The organism is Lacrimispora amygdalina (genome assembly GCF_003432035.1).
In the GTDB taxonomy this organism is placed as follows: Bacteria; Bacillota; Clostridia; order Lachnospirales; family Lachnospiraceae; genus Lacrimispora; species Lacrimispora amygdalina.
The window spans coordinates 1-17,808 of record NZ_QOHO01000013.1 but is presented as its reverse complement, the minus strand read 5'-3'; the positions used below and the strand labels follow the sequence as shown (position 1 = coordinate 17,808).

General features: G+C 47.5%; 15 protein-coding genes. 8 read left to right on the top strand and 7 right to left on the bottom strand.

Annotation, left to right across the window (positions count from 1 at the left end; translation table 11 throughout):
* Positions 1 to 68: 68 nt before the first annotated feature.
* Positions 69 to 1,013 (top strand): DUF3991 and toprim domain-containing protein, encoded by a 945-nt coding sequence (locus DS742_RS03985; protein WP_117415742.1) that lies wholly within the window; start codon positions 69 to 71, stop codon positions 1,011 to 1,013.
* A gap of 31 nt (positions 1,014 to 1,044) precedes the next feature.
* On the opposite strand, the gene DS742_RS03980 is transcribed toward DS742_RS03985, so the two are convergent.
* Positions 1,045 to 1,590: a ClpX C4-type zinc finger protein gene (locus DS742_RS03980; RefSeq protein WP_117415741.1), complete on the bottom strand. Its 546-nt coding sequence runs from the start codon at positions 1,588 to 1,590 to the stop codon at positions 1,045 to 1,047.
* Positions 1,591 to 1,672: 82 nt separating this feature from the next.
* Here DS742_RS03980 and DS742_RS03975 point away from each other — a divergent pair, with 82 nt between their 5' ends.
* The 5 genes from DS742_RS03975 to DS742_RS03955 all read left to right on the top strand — a co-directional run bounded on the left by DS742_RS03975 (position 1,673) and on the right by DS742_RS03955 (position 7,818).
* A complete protein-coding gene (locus DS742_RS03975; protein ID WP_117415740.1) occupies positions 1,673 to 3,496 on the top strand; it encodes a VirD4-like conjugal transfer protein, CD1115 family in 1,824 nt (607 codons plus the stop codon).
* Between the two features lie 15 nt (positions 3,497 to 3,511).
* On the top strand, positions 3,512 to 3,778 hold the full coding sequence (locus tag DS742_RS03970) for a helix-turn-helix domain-containing protein (RefSeq protein WP_117415739.1): 267 nt from the start codon (positions 3,512 to 3,514) through the stop codon (positions 3,776 to 3,778).
* Between the two features lie 309 nt (positions 3,779 to 4,087).
* Entirely contained in the window at positions 4,088 to 6,019 is a 1,932-nt protein-coding gene (locus tag DS742_RS03965; RefSeq protein ID WP_117415835.1) for an IS3 family transposase, read from the top strand.
* Between the two features lie 24 nt (positions 6,020 to 6,043).
* Positions 6,044 to 6,490: a hypothetical protein gene (locus tag DS742_RS03960; RefSeq protein ID WP_018306616.1), complete on the top strand. Its 447-nt coding sequence runs from the start codon at positions 6,044 to 6,046 to the stop codon at positions 6,488 to 6,490.
* 17 nt (positions 6,491 to 6,507) lie between these two features.
* Positions 6,508 to 7,818 carry an IS3 family transposase gene (locus tag DS742_RS03955; protein WP_117415738.1) on the top strand — a complete coding sequence of 437 codons (1,311 nt, stop codon included), beginning with the start codon at positions 6,508 to 6,510 and terminating at the stop codon, positions 7,816 to 7,818.
* A 95-nt stretch (positions 7,819 to 7,913) separates the two neighbouring features.
* Here the strand turns inward: DS742_RS03955 and DS742_RS03950 are convergent, their stop codons facing one another.
* The 5 genes from DS742_RS03950 to DS742_RS03930 form a co-directional block, all read right to left on the bottom strand.
* Complete coding sequence (locus DS742_RS03950) at positions 7,914 to 8,225, bottom strand: hypothetical protein (protein ID WP_117415737.1); 312 nt, start codon at positions 8,223 to 8,225, stop codon at positions 7,914 to 7,916.
* Between the two features lie 28 nt (positions 8,226 to 8,253).
* Complete coding sequence (locus tag DS742_RS03945) at positions 8,254 to 10,383, bottom strand: bifunctional diguanylate cyclase/phosphohydrolase (protein ID WP_117415736.1); 2,130 nt, start codon at positions 10,381 to 10,383, stop codon at positions 8,254 to 8,256.
* A gap of 58 nt (positions 10,384 to 10,441) precedes the next feature.
* Positions 10,442 to 11,881 (bottom strand): GGDEF domain-containing protein, encoded by a 1,440-nt coding sequence (locus tag DS742_RS03940; RefSeq protein ID WP_117415735.1) that lies wholly within the window; start codon positions 11,879 to 11,881, stop codon positions 10,442 to 10,444.
* Between the two features lie 182 nt (positions 11,882 to 12,063).
* Positions 12,064 to 12,615 (bottom strand): chemotaxis protein CheW, encoded by a 552-nt coding sequence (locus DS742_RS03935; protein ID WP_117415734.1) that lies wholly within the window; start codon positions 12,613 to 12,615, stop codon positions 12,064 to 12,066.
* 18 nt (positions 12,616 to 12,633) lie between these two features.
* Positions 12,634 to 14,418 carry a HAMP domain-containing methyl-accepting chemotaxis protein gene (locus tag DS742_RS03930; RefSeq protein ID WP_117415733.1) on the bottom strand — a complete coding sequence of 595 codons (1,785 nt, stop codon included), beginning with the start codon at positions 14,416 to 14,418 and terminating at the stop codon, positions 12,634 to 12,636.
* A gap of 578 nt (positions 14,419 to 14,996) precedes the next feature.
* On the opposite strand from DS742_RS03930, the gene DS742_RS03925 reads away from it, so the two are divergent.
* Entirely contained in the window at positions 14,997 to 15,311 is a 315-nt protein-coding gene (locus DS742_RS03925; RefSeq protein WP_117415732.1) for a helix-turn-helix domain-containing protein, read from the top strand.
* A 789-nt stretch (positions 15,312 to 16,100) separates the two neighbouring features.
* Positions 16,101 to 16,433, top strand: a complete 333-nt coding sequence (locus DS742_RS03920) for a helix-turn-helix domain-containing protein (RefSeq protein ID WP_117415731.1) — start codon at positions 16,101 to 16,103, stop codon at positions 16,431 to 16,433.
* A gap of 208 nt (positions 16,434 to 16,641) precedes the next feature.
* Here the strand turns inward: DS742_RS03920 and DS742_RS03915 are convergent, their stop codons facing one another.
* Positions 16,642 to 17,697: an IS30 family transposase gene (locus DS742_RS03915; protein ID WP_117415730.1), complete on the bottom strand. Its 1,056-nt coding sequence runs from the start codon at positions 17,695 to 17,697 to the stop codon at positions 16,642 to 16,644.
* Positions 17,698 to 17,808 lie beyond the last annotated feature (111 nt).

The window sequence follows — 17,808 nt, the reverse complement described above, 5'->3', positions numbered from 1 at the left end:
ATGCCGTCCTGTAAAAAGGGCGGCATTTTTTCATCGAATCGGCAATCGCCATCAATAGGAGGTGCTCTATGGGTGTGTATGTACATTTTACAGATGAACAGAAATACCGCGCCAACAATGTGAATTTGGCGGACTTTCTCCAGCGGCGCGGCGAAAAGCTCCTGCCCAGCGGCCGGGATAAGCGGCTGGCCTCCGACCACAGCATCACCGTCCGGGGAAATGAGTGGTACGATCATTCCGCAGAGAGCGGCGGCTATGCCATTGATTTTGTAAGAAAGTTCTACGGCTGCTCTTACCCCGAAGCCGTGACCCTGCTGCTGGGCGGTGAGCAGGGCGAGGTCTACCGGCCCGCCTCACAAAAGAAGCAGGAACTGAAAAAGCCCTTTGCGCTCCCACCGGCCCATACGGATATGCGGCGTGTGTATGCCTATCTGGTGAAAACCCGGCACATCGGCCGAGAGGTGGTCAGCTTCTTTGCAAAGCAGAAGCTCCTCTATGAAAGCTGCGAAAAATCTCAGGATGGGACAAAGGAATACCACAATGCGGTGTTTGTGGGATTGGATGAAAACGGCGTTGCCCGCCACGCTCACAAGCGTGGAATTTACACCTTGGGGCAGGCGTACAAAGGAAATGTGGACGGCTGCGATCCCCGCCACAGCTTTCACTGGTTTGGCGAAAGTGAGCATCTGTATGTGTTTGAAGCGCCGGTGGATCTGCTGTCGTTTATCACCCTGCATCCGCAGGATTGGCAGCGGCACAGCTATGTGTCCCTCTGTGGCGTGGGCGGTCAGGCGATGGTGTGGATGCTGGAACAGTATCCGCAGCTCCGGCAAGTCTCGCTATGCTTGGATAATGATAAAGCCGGGAACAAGGCCAGCGAACGGCTGCAACAACAGCTTGCGGAAAAAGGATATCCCTCTCAGCGGCTGATTTCCCAGGGAAAGGACTGGAATGACGATTTAACGGAAGCGACACAGCAAAGACAGAGTGGCTTTGAAATGCGGATGGCATAGCAATCAGGCAGGGTATGAGCCCTGCCTGACATTATTTTTTACCTTTTTCCTCTTCTGTTACTTCCTCCAGTATCTCGGAGCAGAGCCCGACGCACTCATTGCAGATTGCTTCATGGGTACCAACAATGATGCGTTCCACCTCCTGCTGACCCTTGCCGCAGAAGCTGCAGTGAATATCCTCGCCATGCTCTTCATACCGGGTGTCATCGTATTTTTTGATACGCTCTATTTGTCGTTTCAGCGGCCTTATGTCCTGCAGAAGCGACCACACGCAATCATAATGCACCACGCAGTTCTGGTCAAAGTATTCCGCTTCCAGCCACGGAAATTTTTCCAACCGCATCTTGTAGCGGCTTGCCATTGTTGAGAATCCAACCTTTTTAATGGTGCGCTGGAAAAGAATAAATTTCAGAAGCAGCGCATCCCGAAGCGTTTCATCCGCCAGCATTGACTCATAGCTTTCAATGCTGCCTTGAGCCGCACATTTTTGAATGGAGGATAGCTGCGCCGTGAGCTGTTTATAGAGAAACAGATGATAATCCAATTTGCTGTCAAGCAGTAATAATTCCTTGTCCATTATATGTCCCCTTTATCGATAAACATGGTTTTTATGGATTTATTTTACCACCTAATTGGTTCTGAAGAAAGGAGTTTTCCCTATGCAATCCCAGGTTTACATCTTATTCGCAGCGGCCGCCGTGATGTTTCTTGTCATCGGCGGCCTTTCTCTTTTGGCGCACTATTATACTCTCAATGGGATCAAATCCCGCACAGTGGGCGACGGTCAGCATGGAACGGCGCGCTTTGCCACCAAGCAGGAAATCAAAAGCATCTACAAGCATATCCCCTTTCAGCCGGAGCTGTGGCGGAAGGGACAAAACCTCCCCGCTGTTTCGGAACAGGGCATCATTCTCGGCAGCACAGGAGCGAAAAATAAGGTCACGGCGCTGGTGGATACCGACGACGTCCACTGTCTCATGATCGGCGCATCCGGCGTGGGTAAAACAGCCTTTTTCCTGTACCCAAATCTGGAATATGCCTGCGCTTCCGGCATGAGCTTTCTGACCACCGATACCAAGGGGGACCTCTACCGCAACTACGGCGCCATTGCCCGCGACCACTATGGCTATCATGTGGCGGTTATCGACCTTCGAAATCCCACCCGTTCCGACGGCAACAATATGCTCCAGTTGGTCAACACCTACATGGACACTTACCTTGCCGACGAAAACAACCTTGTGGCAAAGGCCAAGGCGGAGAAATACGCAAAGATTATTTCCAAGACCATCATCAACGCCAGCGGCGAAAACTACGGACAAAATCAGTTTTTCTATGATGCCGCCGAGGGGCTTCTGTCCTCCATCATTCTGCTGATTGCGGAATATCTGCCGCCCACCAAGGTGGATGGGAAAAAGGTGGACTGCCGCCATATCATCAGCGTGTTCAAGTTGGTGCAGGATTTGCTGGCTCCCAGCAAGGTAAAGGGGAAAAGCCAGTTTCAGCTCCTCATGGAAAAGCTGCCGCCCGACCACAAGGCCCGCTGGTTTGCGGGAGCTGCTCTCAACTCCGCAGAGCAGGCCATGGCGTCGGTACTCTCCACGGTGCTCTCCAGACTTAATTCCTTTTTGGACAGTGAAATGGAGCAGATACTCTGCTTTGAAACAGCCATCGATGCGGAGAAATTTTGCAATGAAAAATCCGCGCTGTTTATTGTTTTGCCCGAAGAAGATTTGACCAAATATTTCATGGTCAGTTTGATGATCCAGCAGCTCTACCGGGAAATCCTCGCTGTGGCGGATGAAAACGGCGGCAAGCTGAAAAACCGGGTCATGTTTTACTGTGACGAGCTGGGTACGCTGCCTGCCATCGAATCGCTGGAGCTGATTTTTTCAGCCAGCCGCTCCCGCCGTCTTTCCATGATCCCCATTATCCAGTCCTTCGGTCAGCTTGAAAAGAATTACGGCAAGGAGGGTGCGGAAATTATCGTGGACAACTGCCAGGACACCATCTTCGGTGGCTTCGCACCCAACAGCCAGACCGCAGAGGTACTCTCCAAGGCGCTGGGCAGCCGTACCGTCATGAGCGGCAGTATCAGCCGTGGAAAGAATGATCCCAGCCAGTCCTTACAGATGATGGAGCGTCCTCTCATGACGCCGGATGAACTGAAGTCCATTCCCAAGGGCAGCTTTGTCGTCATGAAAACCGGCACCCATCCCATGCGGACAAAGCTGCGGCTGTTTCTGGATTGGGGCATCCGTTTCGGAAAGCCCTATACCGTGGCGGAAAAGGCGAACCGGAAGGTTGTCTATGCCGACAAGCAGACTCTGGAGGAAAATATCGTCCGCAAGCACATGTCCTACCTGATGGTGGATGAGGAAACCGGGGAGATATTGGAGCCGCCCACCGGTACTGGCGCACTCCACACACCTGTGGTAGAACCTCCCACAGAGCCACTAAAACGACGCAGCCATGTCAGAACGTAAAGGAGCTGATAATCCATGAGCTATTTTAACCACATTTATTCTGCTTCGCCCGATGAGCTGCCCCATCGGGCGAGGGCTGTTTATATTTACCTCCGTGACCGTGCAGGAAAGGACTCAGACTGCTGGCCCGCAGTCAAGACCATCGCTTCTGACTTACAGCTTTCCCGCAGCACTGTCAAGCGTGCCTTGCATGATTTGGTAAAGGCGGGACTGATTGAAAAGGAATCCCGCTATCGAGAGAACGGCAGCAATACCAGCAACCGGCTGATTTTGAAAAAATAGCCGAGCTGCGGCAAAACGGACTTTCCGCCAAGGGGGATTTCTGCCTTTCCGCCGAACCCAGGTGCGGTTCATGATGGACCCACCAGAACCTCTCACTCTAAGAGTATTTATTACAGAGGAAGAAGAATAAAATGGTACCCATAGAAAGGACAATGCTCTGACAAAAAGGCATGAGAAATAGACTGCTGGTTGACAGCGAAGCAGGAAAAATAGACATTATTCTGCCAACGATGCAAAAGCAATGGACACAGGGTTGACAAATGCCAAAAGAATCATGCAAAATATGAGCAGAGCCTATGGGTGAAGAACATGGCAAAAAAATGTGGTGCCAAAAAATATTCAGAAGAAGAAATGGAAGCACTGCGCAAAAATCCGAATGTGTTAGAGGTTTTGGAAAACCGTCTATCGCTGACAATTGAGTTTAGGCAGCAGGTCTATGAGGAATGGGTTTTAAAGCCTGAAAGGTCAACCGTCCGAAGAATGCTGGAAATTAACGGTTTTGACACGCAGCAGCTCGGGCAGAATTTTACCCAATCGGTAGGGTCTGTTTTTAAGCGAGGGGGACGCCCGAAGTATTCCAAGGCATCGCCCGAAACACAGGCAAATTGGTCTAAAACAATGAATATGCCCACGAAAACCTCGGAGGAACTGCTTGAAAGCGGGAAATTCATTTGGGATGTCAATCGGCTAATCCTGCACCCGGACTTTGAGGCGGAGCTATATCGAAACTATCCAAAACAGTCCATAGAGGATGGTTTGCTTGCACATGGAATAGCTCCGGCGGATGTAGGCTACCACAAAATTTATTGTCTAAAGGAAAAATTTGAGCGTTCCTCAGGTAGAGATACTGGCCGCAGCATGAAAAAAGGCCGCAATTCGGGTTACGATGCCGCAACCGTGAAGCAGTACACAAATCACCCCTATATTCAAACGGCTACTCGTGAGAAGATAACGCTGCAGGCTGCGTTTTTTGAGGCGGCAGCGCCGATTTCCTCTCTGCCGATTGACGATATTTTCCGTGTATTTGACATTGAGCCAAGCATATTTTCTGCGACGGAGCGATACCGTATCAGCCGAATTTTAAGCCAATGGGTTAAGACAGACGGTGCTGATGTCCCGGAGGTGATTCCTACACGAGAGATTCTCCGCAGCAGAATAAATGCACTGGATGGTATTGCGGAAAAAGGATTTCTTCGAATTGGCGACATCGTCCCTGCTTTGAATGTGTTTCAAAGAAAGGCTCTTTGCTTGTGGCTTCAAGAACTTATGGCAGATCCCGGGCGAAAATATACGGTGAAATATATTCTGTCATTGCTTGGCATTTCTCGCGCATCATACTATGCGATCTTGAAAAATGGGAACTATGGTCAAGCGGTCATCAAACGAAATGAAAAGGATGCGCAAGATGCCCAGCTTATTCGAAGGGTGATGGAATACAAAGGCTTCGCCAAGGGATCAAGACAGATTTATATGATGCTGCCCACTCTCACGGGGCAGCACTTGGGACTAAAAAAGATACGCCGCATCATGAAGGAATATGGGATCACATCATCCATTCGGAAATCGGATTCCTCAAATCGTATGGGTGGAGCAGCACTCCGAAAAAATGTAAAACCAAATCTTCTTGGACGTAGATTTCGCCTCCACAGACCGAACGAGGTGAGGTTGACAGACGTCACCTATCTGACTTACGGTGACGGATGCAGAGCATACGGATCTGCACTGCTTGACCCCGTTACCGGCAGGCTGATTGCTTTCCTTGTCAGCGAACACAATGATTTGCAGCTTGCCCTTGAAACACTCCGGCAATCGGATGCACATCCGTGCTGCAACGGAGGCATCTATCATTCCGATCAAGGTGTGGTCTATCTGTCTGGCACCTTCCAGCAAGAGGTCAGCGATCAAGGGTTTGAGCAGTCCATGTCTAAGCGTGGAAACTGTCAGGACAACGCTCCGCAAGAGTCGTTTTTCGGGCATTTCAAAGATGAGTGCAATTACTCAAGGTGCAGGGATCTTGATGAACTGAAAGCATTGGTTGCCGGGTATGCAGATTACTATAACTACGAGAGGCGTATGTGGGATAGAAATCGCATGACACCGGTCGAATATGAGCAGTATCTCCTGAATATGACAGAGAATGACTTTGGTGAATATCTGTTGTGTGAGGAAGAAAAATATCAGCGGATGAAAGTGAAAGCCGCAAAACTGGCGATTGAACGAGCAAAGAGCTTAGGCGTATGAGAAAAGCGATGGGAGGCTGCTGTTATGAAACAAAATCAGATAAGAAAACAGCCTTCAGATGAGATTAGACCATTTCTGGACAATCCATTCTTGAAGGACTTTAGAGGCCGCGATATGATCTACACAAAGGATTTTTACGTGGCCATGTATAAAAAAATATCCGAGGAACACATGACCTACGTGGCGGCATATAACAGTCTCGGCTTTTCCACCGCTGTCCTTGGAGAGGATCGAGCCAATTCAGCGGGAAAACGTGCGATGCAGATGGCTCGTGAGGAACGGCTGTTTACCGTAAACCCTTCCAGCTACGATGGCTCCGTACCCAGAGAGGCCATGGGAGCTATGTCTCCATTGGAAGAATTGGCTTACTTAAAGGCAAGAAACTTCTATTTAGAGGAGCTGGTTTCTGCTCAAAAAAAACTCCAATCCGCATTGGCGGACATGACTATATCATCGAATCCGAAAACGTAAATGCAGACAGATTTCAAATGGCAGACGCTTTTATTGGTCGGCAAGCTGGGAAAAAGGACGGCTTGTCCACTACGCAGTGCCTGTGTATGTTTGGCGTGTCACGTTCCGGCTACTATTCATGGATTGAACGTCAGAAAGATACGAAGGGTTCCCGCGTGGCAAAACAGGAAAGCCGAAATGAATTAAAAGAGAAGTTTCGGCAAATCGTGAGAAAATTGGGCTTTGTCCCGGGAAAGCGGACTTTTCAGACCTATATGTGGCGGGATTTCAATATCAGCATCAGCGTGAAGCGTTGCCGGACGCTCATGAAAGAAATGAACCTTGCGGCAAACAAACCAAAAAAGGATGCCTACAAGCATCAGGCAACCCATGATCACGAGTATGCCTCTCCGGAAAATAGGGTAAATCAAAACTTTTACGTCGGTTCTCGAAAGGTCATCTTGACCGATATTACCTATCTCTACTATGGTTTTGCTCGCACACCCATCTATCTTTGCGCCTTTAGAGATGCTTACACCAAAGAAATTCTTGGGCACGATATTGACACCCATATGACAGTAGAGCTTGTAAAGAATGCTTACAATGCCATGATGGAGCAGCATGGCAAAGAATTACATGGCGCCCAATGCGTGATCCATAGTGATCAAGGTTCTCAATATCTGTCTACTACTTTTCAGGCACTACTGACAGACGATGGGTTTGTTCAGTCTGTTTCCGGCAGGGGAAACTCGCAGGATAACGCACCCATGGAATCATTCTTCGGTCGAATGAAATGCGAAATGCTTGATCTGATTGCGCTCTGCCCAGATTCGGAGACTGCCAAACGCATGGTTTCTGGCTACATAGATGCCTACAATAACGAGCACTATCAATATGCCCTTGCAGGACTGACACCGTCCGAATACTACGCATACATCACCACCGGGATTTATCCCATGGACAACTATTACGGAATTAAAGCAACGGAGCTTATGCCGATTGGAGCATTAGTAACGGCACGGCTTAATGCAGCCACAGCGAAAAACAAAAAAGCAAGAGCTTCTCATGCACGTAAAAAGGAAGCAGCGCAGGAAATCATGAAAAATCCCACCATGGTTGTAGCAAGGGATCAGCGTGTTTTGCAGCGTGAAATATCAAAGTGGACACGTTCCAAGAAAACCGCCATGCTACAGGTTATACATCTGAAGGAAGTGCTTGAAAAGGTAAAGCAAGCACAAAACTACCTGCTGTCGGCACCAGCTAAGCTTCTTAAAGAGTTGAGTTGTGGGCAAAGCTGGAGCAAATACCCGGAGCTTGCCTATATTTATGATATGCGGGAGCTTTTCTAATAAAAAATCTGCCCGCAAGTGTCCGCCCGCAAAGGGATGCGTGAACCTTCCGACGTCTTTGCGGATTTTATTGCGGTAAATCTAAAATTGTCAATCTAAAAAAGGCAGGGGTTGACTGAATGTTTATCCGAAGGGCATAGGGTAAATGCGTGCATCTCCGCAGGGTAAAAAGTAATGATAGCCTTCGGTTCTTTTTTCTGAAGGAATGCTATGCACAGGTAGTGAAGTGGCGCCGCACCGTCAATGGAAACTGCCTTTAGAATCTTTGCTTCAGCCAAGTACTCTTTTTCTTCCTGGGAGAAAGCAATACCCCCCGCCTTTGCAGGCATGGCAAAGGCCACAAAAAGGTAGACTGCAAGGACAAGCATGAATGCCCTTTTGTAAAATACTTCTGCTTTCTTCTTCATGATGACTTGCGATCCCCCATTAGCTTTTTCACACTGTGTGATACGTTGCCATTTGCGCTACAAACAGCCTTGTGATTTCCGGGTCAAATTGCGTGCCGGCATTCCGCTCAATTTCTCGTATTGCCGCTTCATAGGTCATGGCCTTGCGATATACCCTATCTTCAGTCATGGCGTCAAAGGCATCAGCTATGGAGAGAATACGCGAAAGAACCGGAATCTCTTGCCCCTTTAACCCCATGGGGTAGCCTGCCCCGTCCCAGCGCTCATGATGGCATAAGATATACTCGGCAATATGCTCCAGCTGTGGCGTAGACATGGCAATTTTGCGCCCTATTTCAGGGTGCTGCTTCATGAGCTGCCATTCTTCTTCACTCAACTTACCCGGCTTGTTGAGAATGCGATCATCAATACCAATCTTACCAATATCATGGAGCTTGGACAATAACTGTAAGTCACCTAACTCATTTGGAGTTAGGCCCAGTTGTTCTCCGATGATCTGGCAAATCATTCCCAATCTTTGTCCATGCTTTTCAGTCTCTTGGCTTTTTGCATACAATGTTGCCATAATAGAAGAGACAATGGCTGAGTGTGAGCTGTTTTGGTTCAGCAATTTGCGCCGGTTTAGGTATTCTTCCGCAGCCTTTGTTATATCTTGAATAGGCTGCTCTACGGTGTCTTTTGTGCTGTGCCCAATGGAGACACTGATTGCATAAAGCGCATCCTTTTGGGCCCTATTGTAATTTGCAATTGTATTTTCGATATCAATTTTTACTTGGTGGGCCTTATGACTATCTGTATATGGTAAAAGCAGAACAAATTCACCACCGCCTGTATGGCCTAATACATAGTCGTTGTGCAGGCATCCTTGGATCAGCTTGGCTGTTTTTATAATCAGCTGATCACCTTCTTCATGGCCGTAGGTATCGTTAATCACCCGTAACCCATCAATATCACATATAAGAATCGATAGCGGCAAATATTCAGACTGATCGAGGCGCTTTTTTTCTTGTTCTAAATAATTGCGATTAAAAAGACCGGTCAAGAAATCGTGTTCGCGCAGGTAGGCAATCTGATGTTCTTTCTTTTTTCGGTCAGAGATATCCAGCACAAGGCCCTCGAGTGCTTCTACATTACCTTCAGCATTGTAAATGCCTTGACCAAGTTCCATGACCCACTTTCGTTCGCCGGTTTTCGTGATAATTTCATATTCACCATGATAACGCTCATGCTTAACTAATACTCTTTCCCATTCAGATTGAACAATGCTACGATATTCAGGCAGAATAATCTCATTATAAGAAAGCTCGCGGTTCGCAATAAGCCCCCCTGCGGGGTAACCGGTCAGTGCATAGCAACCCTCCGATACATAATCCATGGTCCAGTTTTGGTCGTATTTACACCGGTAAGCCATGCCAGGTAGATGAGAGAAAAACACTTCCTTGCTGCATTCACTTTCCTGCCGGGATTTCTCCGCTTCTTTAAACTCCAAGTTCTTGCGAAATAGATTAGCTAATACCAAAATAATTACTGCCAGACAGGTAACGACTGCGATATCAGGAATCATCTTCGTCCGCAAGTTTGTTTGCCATTCTGAAGCAGAATAGCTCAGCCCAAGGGCAGCGATTACGTTGTTATTCTCTGTGCCGAAAATCGGAACAAGCGTCCTGATCCAATCGCCGCAGGGAGCAGAGATGGATTCTGTTACCATGCTTCGACCAGTTTCAAAGATCAGACGATTGATTTCAGATGTCTCTTCACAGCTACGTATCATCGGGCTAAATGTACCGGAGTCGGCAGCGGAGGAATCCGCAATGACAACGATATTCCCGTGTTGCTGTTTTAGAATATAGGCATAATAGATCGAATCCGTAGCCTCAACCAGCCGCACCAGTGATTGCTCTACTAAGCTGGCATCAGATATTGCCTGTGTAGAATCATCAAATATCAATGTTTCTATATGCTCAGCATGCAAAAGCGATTCTACGGATTGCGCCATCTGCAAGGCCTCTGATTCAGCCATTTGGTGATACCGGTTCCAAGAAAAGCGCAGATAAAGCCCAGCTAGTATAACCGCAATTAGAAGCATGGAGATTATGGGGATGATTATACGTGCTTTCATTTTTTGGGATGAAATTCCCGATGTTTTTTTCTGTTTCATGACCTATCCCCCTTCTTTAAGAGGTCAATTAACTAAAGCCTTGATGGCAATCCAACATCTATAGCTCATGCACTCTGTTTTTGCCCTCGGCCTTTGATTGATACATGGCACGGTCCGCCCTGTTAACCGCATCAATAAAATTTCGATCATCCGTATGGAAGAAGGATATTCCTATGGATATTGTCGGTTTTATTGCTTTCGAACCGGTTTCAATTTGCAGGTCAGACACGGCATTCAGCAGCTTTTTGGCGAAGGGCATGGCATTTTCTTTGCTTAGCCCGGCAAAGACTCCAATAAACTCGTCTCCGCCCCAGCGCAACAGCACATCTCCGCTGCGAACGCTCATCTGAACGGCCCCAGCAACCGAACGGATGACCAAATCCCCTACAGAATGGCCATATGTATCATTGACCTGTTTGAGAGAGTCAATATCGAACAGTAAAACGGCAGGGGATGTTTCGCCCTTTTGAAAGACTTCAAACGCTGTTGAGAGAAATTCTTCTCCAAACCTTCGGGATCCCGCTTTTGTAAGGGGATCGGTATTGGCTTCAGACATGGCATCCATTGCGGTACAGTGGCTGTCCTTCAGCTCATCTTTTGCATATTGAATCACTAAAAAGTAGACTGCCGCTGTAAAGCTAAGCAGAATACCGATTCCCACCAGCAGGGTCTGCTGGCTCAACCGCCGAACGGGGTCTAATAAAGAAGCTTCGCTTTGCTTGGAAACAAAGTGGGTGTTGTCCTGCATATGAAATGCCTGATGGTAAAAGCCCTCCTTGCAGAAAAGAGAGGCAGTATCGCTGCGACGCATTAAGGTCGCACCCGAAATCAATCCCGCAAATTCATCTTGGGCAATAAGCTCTGTCTTGATTGTATCGGTGTGAAGCGTATGAATCTGGCCGCTCAGGTCAAAAATAAGCTTGTCGTAGCCGAGCACCTGCCCCTCTGAAAGAAGAGGGGACAGTACCACAAAATACGAATGATCCTCCACCAAGCATAGTGCGGTGGATATTTCATTGTTTTTTACAAGTCTATCGTCCGTCGTACAGGAATGCTCTTTATACTCTTCAGAGATATAACTGGCAATGATCGTACCATCCACAAAACGCTCGGCACGGATTAGGTATTCAAGGGCCTTTGCACCGTCCTCATACCGTAATTGGGTAGCTGCCATCAGCTCATCCATATCCATATCGCCATTTCTATATTCGAGGATGGCATTCTGTATCACGGTTCTGCTGGATAAACTCCTTGCACCCTCCAAGTCGCGATCCATGTGGTTTTGAAGGGAAGCGTAGCGGATAAAGGAAACCTGCTCAAAGTTATCCATCAGGCTTTTTTCCAACTCTGTTTTCAGCGGCAGATAGAGAAGAAGAAAAAGGACAACCGAAGAAACGGCTACCAATGCGGTAAGCGTTAGAATCACCCACTTAATAAATCCCTGTACAGAATAGATGTGGCGTTCTATTCTCTTTTTTTCACGAAAGCCTACGTCCATGTTATTTCCTCCGAATACCCTTCCAAAATAGGAATATTTGCAGATGTGCCGTGCAGAAGAAGCATCGCTCTGCACGGCACATGAATAGAATCATTTCACCATCGGTATACCCTGTTTTATGGAATCAATGTCAATCTCCATTCTTGCGGTATCTCAATGATAAAGGGCAGGTTATTTGCAGCTTAAAGCCTGTCCATGCTTGCGGCTCTCAAATCCTCCGCACTCTGTGAAAGAGAGGCGACCTCACCTTCTCCGAGGATTTTCCCCGCATGAAGGAGAAGCACCACTCGATCCTTTTGGTTCTCACACTTCTTTAGTTGGGCGATTCCGGTAAGGTAATCATTTACCGTATTCGAATCCGCTCCTATTTTTGGCGGTGTAGAAATCTGCTCCGCCTCAATATCAACAACTTCATCCACCTCATCGACAAGCAGGCCGAAGTCGCTTCCCTGCACATGAGCGATGATGATGCAGGTTCGTTCGGTGGGGGCCACTGCTTCTTTTCCAAAGCGCAGGCGCACATCAATGACAGGAACAATCTGCCCCCGCAGATTGATGATCCCCTTTACATAATGTGACTGCTCTGGCAGCGGTATAATCTCCTGCATCTGCGTAATCTGAACAACTTCCGTAATAGGCAGACCGAACAGTTGCTGATCCGTGAGGAAGGTGAGATAGCGCATATGGGATTCATCTAACCGCTCGTCTATATAAAGTTTATCTTGTAGTTCCATATATTCTATCCTCCTCGCTTAATATTTCCCCAAGCTGAATGCAGATTCAGGCAAGCGATTTTCAAGATTCCGTTCGCTTGCGGAGAGAAGGGGCAACCCCGATGCAGATTTAGCGGATTTATCGGCCAGCTTAAACTTACCAACCTCTTCCCGCAGGGTGACCGCCTGGGCAGACATTTCTTCACTGGTGGCGGAGTTTTCTTCAGCGGTGGCAGCGTTGGTCTGCACAACGGAGGAAATCTGGGAAAGTCCGTCCTTGATTTGCTCGATGGCAACGGTCTGTTCTGTGATAGACTGTTCAATCTTTCTGAAGCTACCGGTTACTTCGGCTGCGCCTGTGCCGACATCACGAAGGATTTTGGTTGTTTGCTGGGTAATCTCAGCGCCTTTTTCCACGGCTGTAACGGAGGACTGTATCAGCTCACTGGTCTGCTTGGCGGCCTCGGCCGATTTCGCGGCAAGATTGCGAACCTCATCCGCAACGACGGCAAAGCCCTTTCCGGCGTTGCCGGCCCGTGCCGCTTCAATAGCGGCGTTAAGCGCAAGAATATTGGTCTGGAAAGCAATATCCTCAATCACCTTTGTAATGCTAGCGATCTGGTTGGAGGTAGAACTGATCTCTGTCATCGCCTGTTCCAGATGGTTCATATGCTCATTCCCATCGGTAACTCTTGCCCCTGTCTGATCAACCGCCTTGGCGGCAGTGGCAACTTCTGTCAAGTTTTCTTCCGCCTGTTTTGCAATGGTATCCACAGAGGCAGCAAGCTCTTCCACAGATGCAGCCTGCTCTGTGGAGCCGGCTGCCAGGGCCTGTGCTCCGCTGGATACCTGGTCGGAGCCTGTCGCTACCTGCTCGGCGGCTGAGTTGATCTGCAGCATGGTATTGTTGAGGGTAGATACTGTGTCTTCTATAGTCTGCTTAAGAACCGCATAATCTCCCGGATAATCCAAATCCACACGAAGCCGCAAATCGCCATGGGATATTTTTGTAAATTTGTCAATGACATCTCCGACAATTGTGCTTTGCATCGCATTGGTTTTTTGAATAAGCGCAGCCATCTGCCCCAGCTCGTCGCGGCTTTGATAATTGATTGCAGTTTTCATATTGCCTTTGGATATTTCACCATAAGCGCCTACAATTTCATTGACCGGGGCAAGGATGGATTTGCGAATAATCCCCGCCAACAGTACGGAAAGCACAACGGACACAATTGCGCACACGATCAGTGAAATCAAGGCAAACCGAACCGAAGCCTCAGCGTCCTGCTCCTGGCGTACGGCGCGTTCGTCTGCCGTTTTAGTAAATTCGACTAAAATTTCTGTTGCCTGATCCGCGATCGGCAAATAGTTATTGTCAAGCATTTTTCTTGCTTGCTGGACATTGGCTTCCGTGGGGTTTTTCATGAGCTCAGCTATTTGTAATCTTATCTTGCCAGATTCTGCCCACAACTCCCGCAGTTCTGCTATATGTGCGTCTCGGCTGGTATCCCTCTGGTTGGCAGCATATTTATCAAGCTCACTCATACGCGCATCGCAATCCGTTTGCGCTGTTGCGAACAATTCTGCGATTTTCTGGCTGTCTGTTTCATTCAAGGCTCTGGATATATCTCGCTGAATGGATACATCATTGCGCCGAAGAATCCAAATGCTTGTGCTGTTGGGCAATGTATATTTTGCATAAGACTGGATTTGTCCATTGATGTTGCTGATGCTGAAAATGGCCACTCCAATGGCAATCAGGAGCATGACCAGAATGGCGCCGAAGCCAACAATAAGTTTCTTGCTGATAGACAGGTTTTTCACAATTTTCCCTCCAAGTAATTATATTGATTTTATTATGCAAGACAAATGAAAGTGATTTTGATTCCCCCTATCCATTATTTTGTTAAAACTCAATTTTCCAGAGGTCGTATCTTGTCGTGGTGTTAGGGTACTCCCTATATCTTATATATCGACTGATTTCGACAAAAGTTAATATGTGTTTCCGCTATTTTTGAGATACTTATCCTCCATCACCTTGATTTAACCTGTTCTGTAGCTGCAGCGATGTAAGGCACTATCTCTCCCTTGAACGATATTCCACACTTTTGGGCAAATCGCACGAGCACATTTAATCTGCGGGCCGGCACTAACCGCTCAATATGGGAGCCACATCAGTACACATAGTTGATACTTTTGCTATCTTGCTTAAACGTTCTTTTAAGTAGGTGTCGTGTGACTTTAAGCCTAGATTTATTCATAATAACTGCCCTCAATAGTATTGCTTCTCTAATTATAACACCGTAAGCGGCATATATCAACATATATAGACACCCGTGGTGTGCGAATTCATGCTGTCAAAAGTATAGAATTGAATTTGCACAGATAGCGAGGTGAAATTTATGGATTACGACTTTATTCGGCATAGGATAACCGAGTTGCGCCTGAAAAAGGGTGTGTCCGAATATCAAATGAGCCTTGATCTGGGGCATAGCAGAAGTTATGTGCAAAATATTGCCGCCGGTCGCTCGAAGCCTTCCATCGAGGAATTCCTCTACATCTGCGAATATCTAAGCGTAACACCGAAAGCTTTTTTTGACGAAGGAGAAGGGGAACCTATTTTAATACAAAAGGCGCTTGATGGCATGCGCACCTTATCGGACAAAGACATGCTCACCCTAATTGGCTTGATTGATAGGCTCAAGGAAGGTAAATAGTAGATCCATAAAGCAAGAGATCTGCTTGAACTGATTCACGCCCGGCATAGACGAGGGTCTATGGAATCAACGCCACAGAGCTTATGCCGATCGGAGCCTTGGTAACAGCACGGCACAGTGCAGCAGCGGAGAAAAACAGAAAATTAAGAGCCGCTAATGCAAGGAAGCGAGAAAACGCACAGAAAGTCAGGAAAAGCACTGCAATGGTTGTAGCAAGGGATCAACGTATTTTAAGCGCGAAATAGCTAAATGGACACGCTCTGAGAAAACCGCCATTCTACGGGTATCTCATTTAAAGGAAGTACTTGAGAAAGCAAAAAAATAGAGCTCTATCTGCTGTCGGCACCGGCCAAACCACAGAACTGAGTAACGGACAAAACTGGAGCAGATATCCGGAGCTTGCATACATTTACGATATGCGCGAACTTTTTTAATAAAAGAAATCGGCGTATGAGTGACGTCAGCAAAGAAGCACGTGAACCTGCCGACTAATAAAGTAATTTATTGCAGCATATTTATTAAAATCAGGGATATCCTACCTATAAACACAGCATGGTCGGCGCAAATGCGCCGACCATGCTGTGTTTTCGTTTTGTTAGAATATAAATATGGGTTTTCGTTTTCGTTGATATAGCTGTCAGAAAACTGTCCTTGACTTTGGAACCAGTTTAAAATGTATCTTTATATGTTTTTCAGTAACATTCAAAGCGCTATTTATGGAAATGCTACTTCTGTAAACTATAAATATACAAATAAAAATTTAATGTTACAAAGAGAGGTGAGAATAGAATGCGGCAGGCATTGGGAAAGAGAATAAACCAATTGCGTAAAAGCAAGGGGTTAACTTCTGAGCAGCTTTCGGAGCTGTGCGGAGTAAACGCCGTGCATATCCGCAGAATTGAAAGCGGTGGCAGCCTGCCCAGCTTTTCTCTTTTTCTGAAGATATGCAATGTGCTTGGAACTTCTGCTGATTATCTCTTAGGGGATCTCCTGGAACATCCAGTGATACCTGACAGCGTGGAGCAACTCGGCAAACAGCTAAAGCATCTGGAACCGGATCAAGTTGATATGGTCAATGAAATGATAGAAGTATTGATTCGCCATATTACCGAAAAGGAATAATTTTAAGTTAGTCAATGAGAGTCTCCGAAAGGAGGCTCTTTTTGTGCTTTCTTCAACTTGATTTTACGCAAAGTGTAACTTATAATGATACATATAAAAATTATAAGTTACATTAAAGAGGGATAGGTATGACACCAACTGAAAAAAGAAAACTGATCGTAAATTGCAAGTGCAAGTTGGACACCCCCGGTAGAATGGTAGCGAGGGTTCATGCAGCGTAGACGCCGTCCAAGAAAGCATCAAAAAGCTCCTCCGGTGTCTGGTATCCAAGCCGCCTGCGTGGGCGCCCATTTAGCTCGTCAGCAAAGGTCAGGACCTGCGCCGGGGAGAACTTTTCAATGGAGGTTCCCTTGGGAATGAAGTCCCGCAGCAGGCCATTGTGGCGCTCGTTTACAGGGCGCTCCCATGACGAATACGGATGTGTAAAGTAAATCATTGTGCCCCACTGTTCAGTCTGAGCGAAGTTCTCAAACTCTGAGCCGTTATCGGCAGTGATGGTTTTGAAAACACTGCTGAAATGGTCGCCAAACTCGGCGTGAAGCGCCTGCATAGCGGCTTGTACATCCTCGCTGGTCTTTCCGGCAATCTGCATGGCAATGTAGTTGTCAGTCACTCTTTCAACGAGAGTAAATACAACCGCTTCTTTGCCGTTTCGTAGGCCAACGACAGTATCGGCTTCCCAGTGACCCGGCACAGTACGGGCAGTGACCTCATCGGGACGTTCCTCAATACTACGACCCTTGGGACGCTTGTTGATTCGGCTCTTTCCTCTGGTGTTACGGCGTTTCAGGGCATCCGGCACCTCAAACAGAGATAATGACAAGCCTCCAGCCCACAGTTCGTTGTAGAGAGTCTTAGTGCTCATCATCTCATTTTCCTTGAATAACATGTGAAGCCTTGCATAACCCACGCAGGCATCCAAAGACCAGCGATGCTCTCTGACCCGCTGCACGACCCAGTCGATGAAAGCAGTGCAGCTATCCACCTTATGGGGCTTATGGCACCGGCTCCTGTTTGACCTGTACACCGCCTGTCCTCGCTTTGCGGAATAGCCCGGCACTCGGCCTTTGTTGCTCTTGCGGGGCGGTGTGCCCCGACGCAGCTCGTTTCCTACAGTGCTTGGTGAGCAGTTAAGCTCTCTGGCGATTGCACGATTTGAGTAGCCAAGGCGGCGCAGCCGCTCAATTGCGCCTCTATCTTCTCGCTGTAAATGCTGTCCCGGCTTGCGTTCTGGCTCCACTGTGATATAATCTGGGCAGTCCATAGTGATTGTCCTCCTCTGGCAGTTTGAGTGTGTGATAACTCCATTCTACCATGTAGGAAAATCACTGTGGATTTTTCTGTTCAAGTGTCCAACTTCATTTTACAACCGACC

Excerpts from the sequence above, each read along its gene's own strand:
- DS742_RS03940 (WP_117415735.1), bottom strand. The coding sequence starts at position 11,881 with ATGGACGTAGGCTTTCGTGAAAAAAAGAGAATAGAACGCCACATCTAT.
- DS742_RS03985 (WP_117415742.1), top strand. The coding sequence starts at position 69 with ATGGGTGTGTATGTACATTTTACAGATGAACAGAAATACCGCGCCAAC.
- DS742_RS03925 (WP_117415732.1), top strand. The coding sequence starts at position 14,997 with ATGGATTACGACTTTATTCGGCATAGGATAACCGAGTTGCGCCTGAAA.
- DS742_RS03920 (WP_117415731.1), top strand. The coding sequence starts at position 16,101 with ATGCGGCAGGCATTGGGAAAGAGAATAAACCAATTGCGTAAAAGCAAG.
- DS742_RS03980 (WP_117415741.1), bottom strand. The coding sequence starts at position 1,590 with ATGGACAAGGAATTATTACTGCTTGACAGCAAATTGGATTATCATCTG.
- DS742_RS03915 (WP_117415730.1), bottom strand. The coding sequence starts at position 17,697 with ATGGACTGCCCAGATTATATCACAGTGGAGCCAGAACGCAAGCCGGGA.
- DS742_RS03960 (WP_018306616.1), top strand. The coding sequence starts at position 6,044 with ATGAAACAAAATCAGATAAGAAAACAGCCTTCAGATGAGATTAGACCA.
- DS742_RS03950 (WP_117415737.1), bottom strand. The coding sequence starts at position 8,225 with ATGAAGAAGAAAGCAGAAGTATTTTACAAAAGGGCATTCATGCTTGTC.
- DS742_RS03970 (WP_117415739.1), top strand. The coding sequence starts at position 3,512 with ATGAGCTATTTTAACCACATTTATTCTGCTTCGCCCGATGAGCTGCCC.
- DS742_RS03945 (WP_117415736.1), bottom strand. The coding sequence starts at position 10,383 with ATGAAACAGAAAAAAACATCGGGAATTTCATCCCAAAAAATGAAAGCA.
- DS742_RS03965 (WP_117415835.1), top strand. The coding sequence starts at position 4,088 with ATGGCAAAAAAATGTGGTGCCAAAAAATATTCAGAAGAAGAAATGGAA.
- DS742_RS03975 (WP_117415740.1), top strand. The coding sequence starts at position 1,673 with ATGCAATCCCAGGTTTACATCTTATTCGCAGCGGCCGCCGTGATGTTT.
- DS742_RS03935 (WP_117415734.1), bottom strand. The coding sequence starts at position 12,615 with ATGGAACTACAAGATAAACTTTATATAGACGAGCGGTTAGATGAATCC.
- DS742_RS03955 (WP_117415738.1), top strand. The coding sequence starts at position 6,508 with ATGGCAGACGCTTTTATTGGTCGGCAAGCTGGGAAAAAGGACGGCTTG.